Genomic DNA, 17250 nt, shown 5'->3' on the forward strand with positions numbered 1-17250 from the left:
GGAGCAACATTAGGCAACCGTGCTGCTGATGCCCGGGCCGGCCGCGGCGCCATATGGTTTCCCGGCGATATCAGGACGGGGGACGGAATATGGCGGTCGTCGGCGTCGTTGGGCTCGGGAATATGGGGCGCGGCATGGCGCTCTCGCTGATGCGGGCCGGGCACGAGGTGCTCGGAACCGATGCGTCGGACAAGACGCGCAGCGCGCTCGCAGCGGAGGGCGCCGCGATGTTCGACAGCGTCGGACCGCTCTGCGAGCGCGCCGATCTGCTGGTCCTGTCGCTGCCGAATGCCGAGATCGTCGATGCCGTGGTCGCCGGCGAGGGCGGCATCATCGGCCATGCGAGGCGCGGCTTGCGCATCGTCGACACCTCGACCTCCAATCCTGATACGACCCGGCGCCTCGCCGCCGCGCTCGCCGCGCACGGCATGGCGATGATCGATGCGCCGGTCAGCGGCGGCCCGAAGGGCGCCATCACGGCGACCATGACTATGGTGATCGGCGGCGCGGATGCCGACGTCGCTGCGGTCGAGCCGGTTCTCGCCGACATGAGCGCGAAGCGCGTCCATGTCGGCGCGGTCGGCGCCGGACACGTCTGCAAGCTCATCAACAACCTGCTCTGCGCGGCGCACCTGCTCACCGCCGCCGAAGCGATGCGCATTGCGCGGGCGGCCGAGGTCGATCCGGCCCGGCTGCTCGAAGGCCTCAATGCCGGCTCCGGCCGCTCCGGCGTCACGCAGGTCAATCTGCCGAATTGGGTGCTGAACGGCGCGTTCGATTCCGGCTTCACGATGGCCCTGATGCGCAAGGATGTCCGCCTTGCCACGCAGCTCATCGCCGGGCTGGGGCTCGATCTGCCGATCGCCGCGGAAGCCGCGCGGATCTGGTCGGACAGCGCCGCCTCGATCGGCGACGGCGAAGATTTCAACAGGATCGTCGAGACTCAGCTCGGCAGGATGTGAGCGACACCATGACCCCCTTTATCGACACGCGGCTGCGCGATGCGCTCACGCCGTTCTGGCCTGATAGCACCGCTATCGGCTCTCACGTGGCCGGACGCATGGTGCTTGGTAGCGGCGAGCTCGTCACCATCGACGATCCCGCAACCGGCGCGCCGCTTTACGCCTATCACGATGCCGGCGAGGCGGTGGTTGCCGAGGCCGCTCGCGCTTCTGTCACGGCGCAGGCCGGCTGGGCACGGCTCACCGGTGCCGCGCGCGGCCGCATCATGCAGGCAATTGCGCGCGCCATTCAGGGCAAGGCGGAAGAGCTGGCCCGTCTGGAATCGCTCTCGGCCGGCAAGCCGATCCGCGACACCCGGGTCGAAGTCGCCAAGGTCGCCGAGATGTTCGAGTATTATGCCGGCTGGGCCGACAAGTTTCATGGCGACGTCATTCCGGTGCCGTCGAGCCATCTCAACTACACGCGGCGCGAGGCGGTCGGCGTCGCGCTGCAGATCACGCCCTGGAATGCGCCGATCTTCACCTGCGGCTGGCAGGTCGCGCCCGCCATCGCCATGGGCAATGGCGTGCTGCTCAAACCATCGGAGCTGACGCCGCTGACCTCGATGGCGGTGGCGCTTCTTGCAGAGCAGGCCGGCTTGCCGGTCGGGCTCGTCAACGTGCTCGCGGGCTACGGCCACACCACCGGGCAGGCTGCGCTCGGCCAGCCGGCGGTCAAGAAAGTTGTGTTCGTCGGCTCGGTGCCGACGGGCCGGCTGATCGCGGAAGCCGCCGCCAAGCGGCTCTTGCCCTGCGTGCTCGAGCTCGGCGGCAAGTCCGCCAACATCGTGTTCGCCGATGCCAATCTCGCACGTGCCGCGATCGGTGCGCAGTCGGCCATCTTCGGCGGTGCCGGCCAGAGCTGCGTCGCTGGCTCCAGGCTTCTGGTCGAACGCTCGGTCTATGACCGTTTCGTCAAGATGGTCGCCGATGGTGCCGCGAAGCTGAAGCTCGGTGCGCCCGGTTCGGCGGAGACCGAGGTCGGGCCGATCAACAATGCCAGGCAGTACAATCGCGTGCTTGCGATGGTGAAGCAGGGCCTTGCCGAGGGCGCGACGCTTGCGGCCGGCAGTGACGGCAGCGTGGGGAAGGGCGGCTTCTTCGTCGCGCCGACCGTGCTGCGCGACGTCAGCAACAGCATGGCGGTGGCGCGCGAGGAGATTTTTGGGCCCGTCGTCGCCGCGATCCCGTTCGATTCCGAGGAGGAGGCGATCGCGCTTGCCAATGACAGCGATTTTGGCCTGGCCGGCGCAGTCTGGACCGGCGACGTCGCGCGCGCGCATCGCGTTGCCGCGCAGGTGAGGGCCGGGACGTTCTGGATCAACTCCTACAAGACCATCAGCGTGGCTTCGCCCTTCGGCGGCTTCGGCATGAGTGGTTACGGCCGTTCGAGCGGTTACGAAACGCTGTTCGAGTACACCCAGGTCAAGAGCGTCTGGGTCGAGACCGCGGCCGAGCCGGCGGTGGGATTTGGCTATGCGCCGGGGATTCGGGAGTGATGTCTTTTCGTGTTTGACACGATCGTTCCAGAGACGCCGCTGGATCCGGGCCGCTGCCTGCCCGGCCGGTTACAGGCGTAATCAAGTTTTGGGGTCCAGAAACCGTTCCGTAGCCGCCGTACGCAAAAACTCGCATCTGATCGCATTGGCCGCCATCGGTGAGGGCGGCTCTGCGTAATCGAGAGAGTGAGCACGCGGAACAGACCGATGAACATGACAGAGCGCCTCGATGACGAGTTCGATACGCCGCTTGGCGCTATCGACGTGAGCGATCCCGCCATCTACCAAAAGGACATCTGGCAGCCGTTATTCGCCCGTCTGCGCCACGAAGCGCCCGTGCACTACTGCGCCGAAAGCCGCTATGGGCCGTACTGGTCGGTATCGCGCTACAACGACATCATGGCCGTCGAGCTCGACCATGCGACCTATTCCTCGCAACTCGGAAACGGATTGCAGATTGCGGACATACCGGCCGATATGAACCGCCGCTCTTTTATCCGCATGGACCCGCCGCGGCATACGGCGCAACGCAAGGCGGTCGCTCCGGTGGCGACCCCCCGGAATCTGGCAAGCTACGAGATTTCAATCAGAGAGCGCACCCGCGCCGTGCTCGACGCGTTGCCTCGCAACGAAACCTTCGACTGGGTGGACAAGGTCTCAATCGAACTGACCACCATGATGCTGGCAACCCTGTTCGATTTTCCCTGGCAAGAGCGGCGCAAGCTGACCTATTGGTCGGATGTCGCCGTCTGCGACATCGACGCGCCCGATGCAGTCGTGCGCTCCGAGGAGGCACGCTTTGCGGAACTCATGCAGATGGCCGACACCTTCAAGGGCCTGTGGCAAGAGCGGGCGAAGGCGCCGCCGCGGCTCGACCTGATCTCGATGATGGCGCACAACGCGGACACGCGCGACCTGCCCGCGACGGAATTTATCGGCAACCTGACCTTGCTCATCGTCGGTGGTAACGACACAACGCGCAACTCCATGTCGGGCGGCTTGCTGGCTCTGTCGGAAAACCCCGATCAGCTTGCAAAGCTGAAGGCCGATCCCAGACTCGTGCCGAGTCTGGTCGCCGAGACGATCCGCTATCAAACGCCCGTCATACACATGCGACGGACAGCGTCGTGCGATTGCGAGCTTGCCGGCCAGCACATCCGCCGCGGCGACAAGGTCATCCTGTGGTACGTTTCCGGCAATCGTGACGAGCTCGTGATCGACCGCCCGGACCATTTCATCATCGATCGGGCCAAGCCGCGCCAGCACCTCTCCTACGGCGCGGGTATTCATCGCTGTGTCGGTGACCGACTGGCGGATCTGCAACTGCGGATACTCTGGGAGGAAATCCTGGCCCGCAACCTCGACATCGAGGTGGTGGGACCGCCGCGACGGCTGTATTCCAACTTCATCCGCGGCATCCGGGAGCTGCCAGTCCGGATCAATGCATGAGGCGCCGGTCGGCGCCCCGTCTTCCGGATCAGATGATACTCAGCCGCCGGTAACGCTCATATGCCGCGACACGCTCGGCCGGTTGTGGCGACGGTCGATGATGAAATCGTGGCCCTTGGGCTTTAGCCCGATGGCGCGGTCGATCGCATCGGCAAGCAGCATGTCGTCGTCGGAAGCACGCAGCGGCTTGCGCAGGTCGGAGGCGTCCTCGTGGCCGAGGCAGGTGTGCAGCGTGCCGGTGCAGGTGATGCGCACGCGGTTGCAGGATTCGCAGAAATTATGGGTCATCGGCGTGATGAAGCCGAGCTTGCCGCCGGTCTCGGCGACGCTGACATAGCGCGCCGGCCCGCCGGTGGATTCGGCGAGATCCGTCATGGTGAATTGTTGCGCGAGCCGCGCGCGCACCAGTGACAGCGGCAGATATTGGTCGATGCGGCCCGAGCCGATCTCGCCCATCGGCATGACCTCGATCAGCGTCAGGCCCATGCCCTTGCCGTGCGCCCAGCGCATCAGCGATGGCAGCTCGTCCTCGTTGAGGTTCTTCAGCGCGACCGCGTTGATCTTCACGTAGAGCCCTGCGGCGCGGGCGGCCTCGATGCCTTCCAGCACCTTGTCGATTTCACCCCAGCGGGTGATCTCGCGAAATTTTTCGGGATCGAGCGTGTCGAGCGAGACGTTGATGCGGCGGACGCCGCAATCGGCGAGCTCCTGCGCGTGCTTTGCCAGCTGGGTGCCGTTGGTGGTCAGCGTCAGCTCGCCAAGCGCACCGCTCGTCAGATGCCGCGACAGCGAGCGCACCAGCGACATAACGTTGCGGCGGACCAGCGGTTCGCCGCCGGTGAGGCGCAGCTTCTTCACGCCCTTGGCGATGAAGGCGGAGCAGAGCCGGTCGAGTTCCTCCAGCGTCAGCAGGTCCGCCTTGGGCAGGAACGTCATGTCTTCCGACATGCAGTAGAAGCAGCGCAGATCGCAGCGGTCGGTGACGGAGACGCGCAAATAGGAGATCGTGCGCCCGAACGGATCGGTCATCGCGCTCGACAGCGCAGCGCGGGGGCTCGCGGAAAGTCCGTTCATACCAATTGCCTTGCCAAATGCCATGTCCCTTAGGGCGACGGGCGCACCTTTGCTTCAGTGGTGCGCTGGATGCAATCTAAGCATCGGACACGGCTAGGACAATCGGACGGTATATGTAAGTCAGCGCCGAGATCAGCGCTTGGCCGCGCCCGGATCCGGGAACGGCGAGGCGGCCGCAGCAGGTGCAGCATCGGCAGGTGCCGCGGCAGGCGCGGCTGTGGCCGGTTTGGGCTTCTTCGGCCGATGCGGCTTCTTCATCGGCTTGACTGGCACCGCCGGCTGGAGCTCGGCGAACACCGGGTTCGGATCGGTGGTCACGGTGGCAGATGTGGTGAGATCGCCGGGAGTCTTGATCACGTTCACCGGCACGCTGGCCGGCTGGTATTTTGGCAGCGCGAAGGCAACCGTGAACGGCGCGTCGGGGGCGGGAACCGAGACGGAGCAAGGGGTTTTGCAGCCCTGGCCGAGCGAGGTCGTGGCGTCAGCACCGGGGGGATTGGATTCGAGCCGGACCTGAACGGTCGGCGGCGCCGATTTGAACATGTCCCAGGACATTGAAGGCATTGAGGAGCAGCCACCAAGGCTTGCCCCCGCGAACGCAATCGCGATGAGACGACGCATGACCATCCACTTCTACTGCGGCGAACCGCCACATCCCCGGCCGGACCATAGGGGTGTCGCTTGGAGCAAGCAACCGGCGCGACGCGCATAGATAATAGATAGTTAACGCAGGGTTCCGCGGAATAGTGTAGCTAAATCAGTGGCTTGTTGCCGGCTCGGTTTTCATCAGGCTGTGCGCGGCGGCCGGCAGGTCGCGCATGTGATGGATCAACCGGTCCGGCTTGAGGTCGGCGATCGGCACGTCGGTGTAGCCGAAGCTGACCCCGATCACGGGGACCCCGGCGCGGCGGGCCACCCCGACGTCGGTTCCGGCGTCGCCGACCATGATGCTGGCCCTCACCTCGCCGCCGGCCCGCGCCACGGTCTCGCGGAAAATGGTCGGATCGGGCTTCTGGACGCCAAACGTGTCGGCGCCGCAGATCGCCGCGAACCGGCGGGACAGGTCCAGCTGGTCCAGCAGCCGCCTGGACAGCCATTCCAGCTTGTTCGTGCAGACCGCGAGGCGATGGCCCTGCGCCGCAAACAGGTCGAGCGCGTCCAGAAGCCCCTCGAAGGGGCGCGATTCGACCGCGATATGGTCGGCGTAATAGGCGATGAAATCCGCCGTCATCCGGTCCATGTCGGCCACGCTGACCGTGCGGCCCTCGGCCTCCAGACCCCGCTCGATCAGCTTGCGGGCGCCGGCGCCGATCATGTTGCGGGCCGAGGCCATCGGCACGGGCGGCAGCCCTTCGCGGTCGAGGACGTGATTCAGCGCGGTGATCAGGTCGGGCGCCGTATCCACAAGCGTGCCGTCGAGATCGAAGACGAGGGTGTAGGGGGAGCTCATATCCCAGCGCTATCGGGCCGGCCGGATCGGCGCAAGAGCCGCGGCCATAAGTTCACCTTATAAGATCGGCCCAGAGGCCTGTTCCGGCGAGGAAAACGAGGCTACATAGGCCGCCGCAGGCGGGACTATCGGGCAGCACTCTCAAAGCCAGAGGCGGGCGCAGACGTGAACATGGACCAGTTGAAGCGGCAGGCTGCGGCGCGCGCCCTCGAGGAGGTGCGCGACGGCATGCAGCTCGGGCTTGGCACCGGCTCGACCGCAAAACATTTCGTCGAGCTGCTCGGCGAGCGCGTCGCTGCCGGGCTCAAGGTGATCGGGGTGCCGACCTCCGAGGCCACCCGCGCCGATGCGGAACGTTGCGGCGTGCCGCTGACCACGCTGGACGAGATCGACCACCTCGACATCACCGTCGACGGTGCGGACGAGATCGATCCGGCACTCAATCTGATCAAGGGCGGCGGCGGTGCGCTGCTGCGCGAGAAGATCGTGGCGGCAGCCTCGGATCGCATGATCGTGATTGCCGACGAGACCAAATGGGTGCCGACGCTCGGCAAGTTTCCGCTGCCGATCGAGGTGATCCCGTTCGGGCTCGGCGCGACGCGCCGGGCGATCGAGGCGGCATTTGCCGCGTGCGGCGTTTCAGGGCAAATGGCGGTCCGCAAGGCCAAAGGCGGGGACAAGGATGGCCACGTTTTCGTCACCGATGGCGGCCACTGGATCGTCGATGCCCAGCTCGGACGTATCGAGGATCCGCCCAGCCTCGCCAAGGCTTTGAGCGCGATCCCGGGCGTGGTCGAGCATGGATTGTTCATCGGCTTGGCCAGCTCGGCTGTTCTGGCGGGCGGCGAGGGAATTCGCGTGATTGAACGGCGCAAGCCGAAAGGAGACCAGGAATGAAGAGCGTTTTGAAATTGCTGCCGGCCGTGACTCTCGCTGTGGGATTGGCCCTTCCGGCCATGGCGCAGCAGCCGGCTCCGGCGCAGCCGAAGGCTCCCGCGGCGGCCCCGCCGAAGTCATCGCCGGCGGCGATCGCGGCGGCCAAGGAGATTCTGCAGATCAAGAACGCCACTGCGATGTACCAGGGCGCGGTGCCGGGCCTGGTCGAGAAGACCAAGATCGCGCTGACCCAGCAGAATCTGAACTACCAGAAGGACCTCAACGAGGTCGCGCCGATCATCGCCCAGCAGCTTCAGGGCCGCCAGAACGAGATCGGCGAGGGCATGGCGCAGATCTATGCCAGCGAGTTCACCGAACAGGAGCTGAAGGATCTCGTCACCTTCTACAGGTCGCCGCTCGGCAAGAAGCTGATCGACGCCGAGCCGCGCGCCATCGGTCTGTCCATGGCCTTCATGAACTCCTGGGCGCAGAACTTCTCCGAGACGGTGATGGGAGCCTTCCGCGCCGAGATGCGCAAACGTGGCAAGGAAATCTGATCGTACCTATTTGATGAGAATCCCCTGAAGCGCGGCACTGCGCTTCAGGCTGCTGAAAGAGGTCGGAGTGGACAATGGCTGAATTCGACGTCGACCTCTTCGTCATCGGGGGCGGCTCGGGTGGTGTGCGTGCCGCCCGCATCGCCGCCGGCCATGGCGCCCGCGTGATGATCGCGGAAGAGTACCGCATGGGTGGCACCTGCGTGATCCGCGGCTGCGTGCCGAAGAAGCTGTTCGTGATCGGCTCGCATTTCCGGCAGGAGCTGGAAGATGCCGCCGGCTTCGGCTGGACCGTTCCGCCCGCCAGCTTCGACTGGCCGACCCTGATCGCCAACAAGGACAAGGAGATCGCGCGGCTGGAGGCGGCCTACACGGCCAATGTCGAGAAGTCGGGCGCGCAGGTCGTCAAGAGCCGGGCGGTGATCGAGGACAAGCACACCGTCCGCCTGCTCGCCGACGACAAGAAGATCACCGCAAAATACATCCTGATCGCCACCGGCGGCGCGCCCAACCACGGCGCGGCAATCCCCGGCATCGAGCACGTGATCTCGTCCAACGAGGCGTTTCACCTGAAGAAGCTGCCGAAGCGGATCGTGATCCAGGGCGGCGGCTACATCGCACTGGAATTCGCCGGCATCTTTGCCGGCTTCGGCTCGGACGTCACCGTGATCTATCGCGGCGACAACATTCTTCGCGGCTTTGACGAGGATGTCCGCGCCCACGTTCGCAGCGAAATGGAGAAGCAGGGCATCACCATCCTCACCGGGTGCACGGTGACGAAGGTCGATCGTCACGGCGAAGAGTTCACCACGCATCTGTCGAACGGATCGAGCATCGCCTCGGACCAGGTGATGTTCGCGATCGGTCGCCATCCGGCGGTCGCCAATCTCGGCCTCGAGAACGCCGGCGTTGCCATCAATCCGAACAACGGCGGCATCGCGGTCGACCATTTCTCCAAGAGCTCGGTCGACAGCATCTACGCGATCGGCGACGTCACCCATCGCTTCAACCTGACGCCGGTGGCGATCCGCGAAGGCCACGCCTTTGCCGACACCGTGTTCGGCAGCCGGACGGTGCAGGTCGATCATTCCACCATTCCGACCGCGGTGTTCTCGCAGCCGGAGGTCGGCACCGTCGGTCTCACCGAGACGGAAGCACGCGCCCAGTTCAGCCATGTCGACATCTACAAGACGAATTTCCGTCCCATCAAGGCGACGATGTCGGGCCGCGATACCCGCGTGCTGATGAAGCTCGTCGTCGACGGTGCGACCGACCGCGTGCTCGGCTGCCACATCGTCGGCGACGGTGCTGCCGAGATCACGCAAGTGGTCGCGATTGCCGTGAAGATGAAGGCGACCAAGGCCGATTTCGACGCCACCATCGCGCTGCATCCGACCGCGGCCGAAGAGCTGGTGACGATGCGCACGCCGACCGCGCGCCACGTGCGGCAGGCAGCGGAGTAGGGAGGCACCTCTCCCTACGGGAGAGGTGAAGAACCCGATCGCCCGCCGACCTCCCAATAGGGGATGCGCCTAGCCGTACAAATACCCCACCGGCTTGCCTTCCGTGCGCAGCGGCCGCACGTCCTTGTGGGTGATGATCTGGCCGGCGAGGCCGTCGATCTCGTCGCGCTGGGTCGGCGTCCAGCTGCGCAGCTCGTTCATGCCCTTGAGCAGGCCGAGGCGGAGGACCTGGGTGTTTTCACCGACGCCAATGAGGCTGATCGAGTCCTTGCCCGCCGTCACAACATCGCCCGCGGTGAGCTCGAAGCTCTCGCCGGCCTTCCTCTTGAACTCGGCGGTGCCGCGAATGACGCGGTAGATCACGACCTCGCCCTTGGCAAAACAGCTCGCGTCCGCCGCGGCCGACGTGCTCTTCGGCAACAGCGCGTGGCCACGCGGGTCGGTCGCGATGATGTGGCCGGTGACGAGATGCCCGCTCGGCACTTCGATCCCGATATCGCGCACGTAAACCTGAAGGGCCGATTTGACCGAACCGTCGGTGAGCGGCTTGTAGAGCGCGTCGAGCGCCAAGGGATCCTGTAGCCAGAAGCCGGCATCCGCGGGACGATCATGCAGCGGGTGGCTCCAGGCCACGCGCGGCGTTTCATCTTCATTGATCTGATCCGGACCGACGATGGTCGGGTTCGGGAAGGTGGTGGGGTCGGTGATGAAGGCTTCGAGGAATTTGCCGGAATAGCCCATCGAGATCGGATCGGGCACCACCGTCTGCGGCGTCTTCAAATTCTCTTCGGTCGACAGGCCCGACCATGTGTAGAACAGCTGGCGATGCACGATCGCGCTTTGCAGCATCACCGCGCCGGGACCGACATTGTACCAGCGCCCATCATAGTCGAAGGTGAATGCGCCCGAGGTGACCAGCACCAGCTGGAAGCCGCCCGGCGGCAGATGCAGATGGAAATCGGTGGGGCCGGTGTCCGGGCGGTAGATCGGCAGGTTGGTCGCGACTTCGTGCAGCAGGAAGGTCTCGTTGTTCGCGTGAAAGCCCTCGTTGGCGCGGTTGTAGAGCGCCTGCGGCCGGTAGGTCGCCTCGTATTTCGCGTTCTTGTCGCGGTCGATCGCGACGAAATCCTGATCATTGAGGCGAAGGGGTGAACCATCCGGGCGGGTGAGGCCGGTGAATTTGAGATCGCCCGCGGCATGCACGTTCATGGCCTTCTCCGATGCATTCTCCGAGTTCTTGATGAAGTCTTGCGAATTCCGGGCCAGTTGGCGTGCGGCGCAGCGCGCGCGTGTGCCGGCTCCGCCCGGGACGAGAAAAATTCGAGGTTGCGCTTGAGGTTAGATGACGCGCTGCGCGAACCTCGCCGCTCCGTTGGCGGTGCCAGCAAGTCGGGGCATGCGGCGGGTCTTGTCTAATTTGTCGGCAGGTCCTGCAAAAGGCATGCAACCACAACGGCAGCGGAGATCATCGAACGCCCGCGGCCGGGCGTCCGACGCCGCTCACTCGAACGATGGACGGGCGGCCCGCTCTGGCTTGCCGGCCGGGCTGTCGGCCCACTTCGCCATCTCCACCGCGCGGGCGTCGACACCTTCGCACCAGAAGCAGCTCAGCTCGGCGGCGCCCTTGGCCGTCAGCATCGGGACAAGCGCATGGCCGCAGCCGGTGCAGGAAGTAATGCGGTTCATGCGGTTCTCCAGGATGATCGAATGCGACGGCGGCACCTTGGCAACTGAGGCTTGTGCGGGCGCTATGACGAGGCTTGAGCGCTGTGTCCGGTCGGCGCGCTCGTCCCTGAGATCGTCGATCCCGCGATCCATCGCGACACGGCCGCGATGTCGTCGCCGTTGTCGCGATAGGCGCGCAGCTGGAATTCGGCCGAGCTGCCGCGCTCCACGATCATCCGGCAGTGCTCGACCTCGGCGGCGCAGTTGAGCGCGGCGGCGTCCTCGGCAGTATCCTCGATTGCGCGGGAGAGCAGCTCGGAGATCGTGACCGGGCCGTCCCTGGAGGCAAAGATGCAGTCGGTGCCGTAGCGTTGCGCGCGCCATTTGTTCTCGACCGCGATCGCGCGCTCGACCACGGTGACCTCCTTCGACAGATGCGGCCGCAGGGACAGGTGCCGCGTCAGGCAGCGGTAGAGCGAGGCGATCGCCACGGCATCGTCGACCAGCGTGCAGGTGTCGGGTGCGCGAAGCTCAAGCGTCGGGTGCTTCATGGAGGGGCGCATCGCCCACCAGATGTGGCTCTCGTCTGGGATCACGCCGGAGCGCTGCAGCGCGCCGATATATTCGTCGTAATCGCGCCGGTTCTCGAACAGCTCGGGCAAGCCGGTGCGCGGCAGCTCGGAATAGGCCGCGAGGCGATAGCCCTTCAGGCCGGTCTTGTGGCCGTTCCAGAACGGCGAAGAGGCCGACAGCGCGATGAACAGCGGCAGATGCGGCAGCATCGCCCGCATCACCGCCATTCGTTTTTCAGGATCGGGCAGCTGCACATGCACATGCATGCCGCACATCATGTTGCGGTGGCCGATGCTGCGCAAATCCTCGATCATCTCCTCATAGCGCGGCTTCGGGCTCGGCTGCGACATCCGCCAGACCGCGGTCGGATGCGTGCCGCAGGCCATGATGACGAAGCCGTATTGCGCAGCGACGCTCGCGACTTCGCGGCGGAGGAAGCGCAGCTCCTCGCGCGCGTCATTGACGTCGACATGGACGTTGGTGGCGACCTCGAGCTGCGATTGCAGCATCTCGCGCATGGCCTGGCCGCCGGTCGACCAGTTCGCGGATTCGAACAGCGCGTTCGGCGTTTCGATTGCGACCTCGAACGTGCGGCGATCGGCGAGGAAATATTCCTCCTCGATGCCGAAGGAATATTCCGCCGCCTTGCCACCTCCGCCTGCGGAGCGGATGACGAGGTGCTGCTTGTCGTCGGAGGAATCGAGGCGCAGCAGTTTCAAAACGTCCGAAGCAAAAGTCATGTGCCGCCCGGCAGTGGTATTTACCTGCGGGCAATAATCCTTCGGACGGGGGCGGGTTCCGCCTCGGACCCACTGGAAATTGCAGGATCGAACGGAACAATTTTCACGTTCTCGGACGCGCGCGCGATCAGGGCGTGATTCGCCGGCACTTCGGTCCAGTCGGATTCCTTGTCGAACGGCTCGGACACGACCACGACGTGGCCGCCGCTGTCTTCACGATAATAAAGTGTGTTGGCGGCATCGTTGACGGCGACACGGAAGGCGTAGAGATCGCGTCCATTCGCAATCGCGCTGGTGAAGCGCAGCTTTTCACGAAGCTCGCCTTCGTTGACGAGGCCGACGAGCGATTGCAGCACGGTTTGGGTGGCGCGGAGCGGATCGGCATCGAGGCCGGCGCCCATCATCGCGAGGAACACGGCTTCCGAGTCGGTCGTGCCCAGGCGTGACGGATAATAAGCATCGGGGATCAGCGCCTCGACCTTGCGCCGGAGCCGGCTCCAGCTGCCGACAAAGCCGTTGTGCATGAACATCCAGCGGCCGCAGGCGAAGGGATGGCAGTTCTGCCGCGTCACCGCCGTGCCGGTGGCGGCGCGCACATGCGCGAAGAAAAGGTGCGAGCGGAGGTGTCGGCAGAGATAGCGCAGGTTCTCATCCGACCAGGCCGGGCGCGTCTCGCGATAAAGGCCTGGCTCAGGATGCTCGCCATACCAGCCGAGACCAAAACCATCGCCATTCGAGCCTGCGGTGGATTGCAGCGAGCGGATGCTCTGCGCGATCAGCGAATGCTCGGGTTCGGTGACGTAAGGCTCGAATGAGGTGGTCTCACCCCGGTATGCAATCCAGCGGCACATGAAGTTCCCGTGCGGCAAAGTGTCGTGAGGTGCACCAACGATCCTCACCGCATCGAGGTTCCTGCTGCGTGTTTGAAGCAGATGCGCGCGGGGCGGGGTTGCCTTCATCGCCTCGCTGTGTAGAACGACCCCGGGTGCTCGCTGCATTGGGGTAGCGACAGGTCGAGCGATGGTCGGGCCGCCACGCGGGATGAGTGCGCCCATGAACGATCGGCAGCCCGGCAGCGATCTCCCTAAAATCCAACCTCTCGTCGCGCGAGCGCTCGCCACGCTCCAGCAGTTCCTGCATGTCGAGGCTGTCAGCGGCATCGTGCTGCTGGTGGCTGCGGCTGCGGCATTGCTGTGGGCCAACTCGCCCTTTGCCCATTCCTATCACGAAATCTGGAACCTGAGGCTTCCGCTTCGCCTTGGCGACTTCGCCTTCGAAAGATCGCTGCATTTCTGGATCAACGACGCGCTGATGACGGTGTTCTTTCTGGTCGTCGGCATGGAGATCCGCCGCGAGATCCACGAGGGCGCGCTCAGCAGATTCGATCAGGCCGTCCTGCCGGTGCTGGCGGCGTTCGGGGGCGTCATCATTCCGGCGCTGATCTATCTCAGCTTCAATGCCGCCGCCGGTCGCGATCAGGGCTGGGCGATCCCGACCGCGACCGACATCGCATTCGCCGTCGGCGTGCTCGCGCTGCTCGGAAAATCCGTCCCGGGCAATGTGCGGGTGTTCCTGCTGGCGCTTGCCATCATCGACGACATCATCGCGGTGCTCATCATCGCGCTGTTCTACACCACCGGTCTCGAACCCGGCGGCTTCGCCGTCGCAGCGCTCGGCGTCATCATGGCGCTCGGCTTTCAGCGGATCGGGTTCGGCTCCGCCTATGCCTACATCCTGCCGGCGTTCATCGTTTGGGCAGGCTTCCTCATGGCCGGTGTCCACCCGACACTCGCAGGCGTCGCGCTCGGCCTGATCACGCCGGTGCGCGCGCCCGGCCCGAAGATCGAGCCGCCGGTCACCCGTGTGGAGACGGCGCTGCATCCCTGGGTCGCCTACGTCGTCATGCCGCTCTTTGCGCTGGCGAATGCGGGTGTCGGCTTCAAGGGCATGGAGCTCGCAGGCGGGGCTCAGTTCGTCACCCTCGGTGTTGCGCTCGCGCTCTGTGCGGGAAAGCCGGTCGGCGTGATCGGCGCGACCTGGCTCGCGGTGCGCACCGGCTGGTGCCGCCTCGCACCTGACGTGACATGGGCCGGCGTCTGCCTGATCGGGCTATTGGCCGGTATCGGCTTCACCATGTCGATCTTCATCGCCATGCTGGCGTTCGCCGACGACAAGCTGCTCGATGCCGCCAAGCTCGGCGTGTTGCTGGGCTCGCTGATCTCCGTGACGCTCGGCCTTGGCTTTGGAGCGGAGTATGCTCAGCGGCAGCGCAGGGAGGACGATGGCTAGTCCTGACCGCCAATGGTCTCGGCGTAGCTCTTGCCATAGGGGTAAAAATGCTCCTTACGGCCCTGGTCCCAGAGCGCTTTCATGCCGGGCGCGGTGATGTCCCAATCGGGGCGGCACATCATGCTGACGGCGCGGAGATCCTGGCGCAGCTCTTCGACGGTCGGGCGACCGAAGAACCAGTAGCCATTGTAGATCTTGTGGATGCGCAGGCGGGGTTCCAGCACGACCACGTGCGGAATCATCGGGTTGTGCAGGGGATCGGTGTATTCGGCGATGTCGAGGTCCTTCTGCACGATCCGGCGCGCATCCGAGAGGAACGGCCAGTGTGCTCCGACGCCGCTGCGATATTCGTTGGTCTCGGCGATGGTGTCGGTCGTGATCGTCACCAGCCGGCAATAGCCGACCTCCATTTCGCGATGGAGCTGAACCAGCCCTTCGGCCTGGCGGCGATCCTTCGGACAGAAACCGCCGCGGCCGAGGACGACAATCATGGGATCGCCGCCTTGCAGCTCGGAGAGTTTTCGGTGCTTGCCGGTGTGGTCGCTGAGCTCGTAATCCGGGAATGTCACTCCCGGCATGATGTCAGGTCGCATGAGACTCTCCCACATCCTAGAGATCGATGACGATATCATCCCGCGGGCGCGCGCAGCAGATCAGGACATTGCCGTCCGCCGGCGCATCGAGCGGATCGGGCGCGTAAGCGACCTCGCCGGCCACGAGCCCGCTCTCGCAATTGTGGCAGACACCCGTGCGGCACGACCAGCGGACGGGGACGTCGCAAGCCTCGGCCAGCTCGAGCAAGCTGGCGTAGGATGGTCCCCACGGGACATTGAGGCCGCTGCGCGCGAATGACACGAGCGGCCCCGGTCCGGGTACGCCGGCCGGAAGATGTGCTGCGACCTTCGGTGCCGCGGCGATGCCGGGTGTGAGTGAGGGCTTGGCGCCAAACAGTTCAGTGTGGATGCGCTCGGGCGCAACACCAAGCGCTGTGAGGCCGGCCGTGAGATCGGTCATGAAAGCGGCCGGTCCGCACAGATAAAAGTCGCCGTCGCGCGGCACGTCGAGCGTCTTGAGCAGGTGCTGGTCAAGATGTCCGGCGCTGTCGAAGTCCGCGCCGAGACGATCGGCCGGATCGGGTGCGCTGAAGCAGACATGGCTGTGATGGCGCGCGAGCCCGGCGAGCAGTCGGCGCACTTCCGCGCCGAACGGGTGCTCGCGGCCGTTGCGGGCGCCGTGCAGCCACCAGACCTCGCGGGTCGATCCGTCTGCGGCCAGTGCGTGCAGCATGGCGAGCACCGGCGTTGCGCCGATGCCGGCGCTGAGCAGGACGACGGGACGCGTATCCTGCCGGAGCGTAAAGCTGCCGCGCGGTGCGCCGAGCTCGACGACGTCGCCGGTCTTGATCTCGTCGGCGACATAACCGCTCGCCGCGCCGTGCGCTTCCCGCTTGATGCTGATCCGATAGGACGCGACATCGGCGCGGCGCGACAGCGAATAGCTGCGCGTCATCGCGGATGGCCCGAGCCGCACGGTGACGAACTGGCCGGGCAGGGCGGTGGCTATGGTGCCTCCGTCCGCGGGCTCGAGGATCAGCGACGTCACGTTGCCGCTTTCGGCGATTTTGCGCGCGACGCGAAACGGACGGAAGCCGCGCCAGGCCGGAGACGGGCTTGCGGCCGGGCCGAGCCCGGCGTTTCCCGCTGCCGGCTTGTCCTTTTGCGCGAGCAAGGCTTCGAAGGAATGCCGCCAGCCATGGCTCAGCGCCGGGATTTTCAGCGCGCGCGCGAGGTGCTCGCGCGGGTGAGGCGGCAGATAGAGCAGCGCGTTGATCTCGGACACGCTCATGCGTTCAGGCCCGCGCTCGACCTGCGTGATCGCGTCGCCGGCCTCGACCTCGCCTTCCTCGATCACGCGGAAATAGAAGCCGGGCCGGCCGTGCTTCACCAGTAGCGCGGCCATGTCGGGCTCCTCCATGCGAATGCCGAGCCGGTAGCAGGTGACGCGCGGCTGCGTCACCTCGAACAGCGCCGAGCCGATCCTGTAGCGGTCGCCGATGCAGACCTCGGTGTCGGCAAGGCCGTCAACGGTGAAATTTTCGCCGAATTGTCCGGGGACGAGATTCGCGCGGTTCAGATGTTGCTGCCAGTAGCGATAGGAGTCCTGCTGGTAGACGTACACTGCGCGCTGCTCGCCGCCGTGGCCCGCCGTGTCGCCCTGGCCGTCGCCGTCAATGTTGAGCCGGCGCACCCTGCGCGGGCCTGTGACCGGCGCCTTCCAGATGCCGGTATGCACGGTTCGGCCTTGCCAAGCGATGTCGCGCGGCAGGCCGACATTGACGGAAAGCAGATGAGCCATGGCGTTCTCCGGCGAATTGCACGTTGCTGCACCGTCAATCTGCATCCAGATCGGACGTTTGGCCCGTTAGGGGTTGTTAGACGTTGCTAGAATGCCTTGCTGAGCGGGGCCCAAGTTGACAACGGAATGCGTGGGCTTTGTGGGTCCCGGCTCTGCGCCGCACCGCTTCGCGCTGCGTCGCGTCCGGGACACGAAAATCCCTGCAAGAGCCGCTTCACCAAAATCGATCGCACGGAACCCGATGCGGCCGCTGGTCGCA

At 65.4% G+C, this 17250-nt stretch carries 16 protein-coding genes; 7 read left to right on the top strand and 9 right to left on the bottom strand.

Features of this window, described 5'->3' with window-relative positions:
* Positions 1 to 89: 89 nt before the first annotated feature.
* The 3 genes from HYH08_RS00075 (at position 90) to HYH08_RS00085 (ending at position 3949) form a co-directional block, all read left to right on the top strand.
* The gene (locus tag HYH08_RS00075; RefSeq protein ID WP_220007705.1) at positions 90 to 962 is read left to right on the top strand and encodes an NAD(P)-dependent oxidoreductase; all 873 of its coding nucleotides are present in this window, start codon (positions 90 to 92) and stop codon (positions 960 to 962) included.
* Between the two features lie 8 nt (positions 963 to 970).
* Positions 971 to 2500, top strand: a complete 1530-nt coding sequence (locus tag HYH08_RS00080) for an aldehyde dehydrogenase family protein (protein WP_220007706.1) — start codon at positions 971 to 973, stop codon at positions 2498 to 2500.
* A gap of 207 nt (positions 2501 to 2707) precedes the next feature.
* Positions 2708 to 3949, top strand: a complete 1242-nt coding sequence (locus HYH08_RS00085) for a cytochrome P450 (protein ID WP_220007707.1) — start codon at positions 2708 to 2710, stop codon at positions 3947 to 3949.
* A gap of 39 nt (positions 3950 to 3988) precedes the next feature.
* Here the strand turns inward: HYH08_RS00085 and moaA are convergent, their stop codons facing one another.
* The 3 genes from moaA to HYH08_RS00100 form a co-directional block, all read right to left on the bottom strand.
* Positions 3989 to 5023 carry a GTP 3',8-cyclase MoaA gene (gene moaA, locus HYH08_RS00090; protein WP_220007708.1) on the bottom strand — a complete coding sequence of 345 codons (1035 nt, stop codon included), beginning with the start codon at positions 5021 to 5023 and terminating at the stop codon, positions 3989 to 3991.
* Between the two features lie 132 nt (positions 5024 to 5155).
* Positions 5156 to 5644, bottom strand: a complete 489-nt coding sequence (locus tag HYH08_RS00095) for a hypothetical protein (protein ID WP_220007709.1) — start codon at positions 5642 to 5644, stop codon at positions 5156 to 5158.
* Between the two features lie 136 nt (positions 5645 to 5780).
* Positions 5781 to 6473, bottom strand: a complete 693-nt coding sequence (locus HYH08_RS00100) for an HAD-IA family hydrolase (RefSeq protein WP_220007710.1) — start codon at positions 6471 to 6473, stop codon at positions 5781 to 5783.
* Positions 6474 to 6638: 165 nt separating this feature from the next.
* Here HYH08_RS00100 and rpiA point away from each other — a divergent pair, with 165 nt between their 5' ends.
* From rpiA to gor, 3 genes are all read left to right on the top strand, one after another.
* Positions 6639 to 7370 (top strand): ribose-5-phosphate isomerase RpiA, encoded by a 732-nt coding sequence (gene rpiA, locus HYH08_RS00105; protein ID WP_220007711.1) that lies wholly within the window; start codon positions 6639 to 6641, stop codon positions 7368 to 7370.
* Entirely contained in the window at positions 7367 to 7906 is a 540-nt protein-coding gene (locus tag HYH08_RS00110; protein WP_220007712.1) for a DUF2059 domain-containing protein, read from the top strand. Before rpiA ends, HYH08_RS00110 begins: the two co-directional genes overlap by 4 nt.
* A gap of 74 nt (positions 7907 to 7980) precedes the next feature.
* The gene (gene gor, locus HYH08_RS00115; RefSeq protein WP_220007713.1) at positions 7981 to 9369 is read left to right on the top strand and encodes a glutathione-disulfide reductase; all 1389 of its coding nucleotides are present in this window, start codon (positions 7981 to 7983) and stop codon (positions 9367 to 9369) included.
* Positions 9370 to 9438: 69 nt separating this feature from the next.
* Here the strand turns inward: gor and HYH08_RS00120 are convergent, their stop codons facing one another.
* From HYH08_RS00120 to HYH08_RS00135, 4 genes are all read right to left on the bottom strand, one after another.
* Entirely contained in the window at positions 9439 to 10578 is a 1140-nt protein-coding gene (locus HYH08_RS00120; RefSeq protein WP_220007714.1) for a glucuronate isomerase, read from the bottom strand.
* Positions 10579 to 10869: 291 nt separating this feature from the next.
* Positions 10870 to 11055: a hypothetical protein gene (locus tag HYH08_RS00125; RefSeq protein WP_220007715.1), complete on the bottom strand. Its 186-nt coding sequence runs from the start codon at positions 11053 to 11055 to the stop codon at positions 10870 to 10872.
* A gap of 62 nt (positions 11056 to 11117) precedes the next feature.
* Positions 11118 to 12347 carry a carboxylate-amine ligase gene (locus HYH08_RS00130; RefSeq protein WP_220007716.1) on the bottom strand — a complete coding sequence of 410 codons (1230 nt, stop codon included), beginning with the start codon at positions 12345 to 12347 and terminating at the stop codon, positions 11118 to 11120.
* Between the two features lie 20 nt (positions 12348 to 12367).
* Positions 12368 to 13198, bottom strand: coding sequence for a class II glutamine amidotransferase (locus HYH08_RS00135; RefSeq protein ID WP_220008322.1), 831 nt, complete (start codon positions 13196 to 13198; stop codon positions 12368 to 12370).
* Positions 13199 to 13400: 202 nt separating this feature from the next.
* Between HYH08_RS00135 and nhaA the strand changes: the two genes are divergently transcribed.
* Complete coding sequence (gene nhaA, locus HYH08_RS00140) at positions 13401 to 14636, top strand: Na+/H+ antiporter NhaA (RefSeq protein WP_220007717.1); 1236 nt, start codon at positions 13401 to 13403, stop codon at positions 14634 to 14636.
* Here nhaA and HYH08_RS00145 read toward each other — a convergent pair.
* On the bottom strand, positions 14633 to 15229 hold the full coding sequence (locus tag HYH08_RS00145) for a redoxin domain-containing protein (protein WP_220007718.1): 597 nt from the start codon (positions 15227 to 15229) through the stop codon (positions 14633 to 14635). The two genes, nhaA and HYH08_RS00145, sit on opposite strands and share 4 nt — an antisense overlap.
* Positions 15230 to 15245: 16 nt before the next feature.
* The gene (locus HYH08_RS00150; RefSeq protein ID WP_220007719.1) at positions 15246 to 16991 is read right to left on the bottom strand and encodes an MOSC and FAD-binding oxidoreductase domain-containing protein; all 1746 of its coding nucleotides are present in this window, start codon (positions 16989 to 16991) and stop codon (positions 15246 to 15248) included.
* Between the last annotated feature and the right edge of the window lie 259 nt (positions 16992 to 17250).

This window comes from Bradyrhizobium sp. BR 10289, assembly GCF_019455385.1.
In the GTDB taxonomy this organism is placed as follows: Bacteria; Pseudomonadota; Alphaproteobacteria; order Rhizobiales; family Xanthobacteraceae; genus Bradyrhizobium.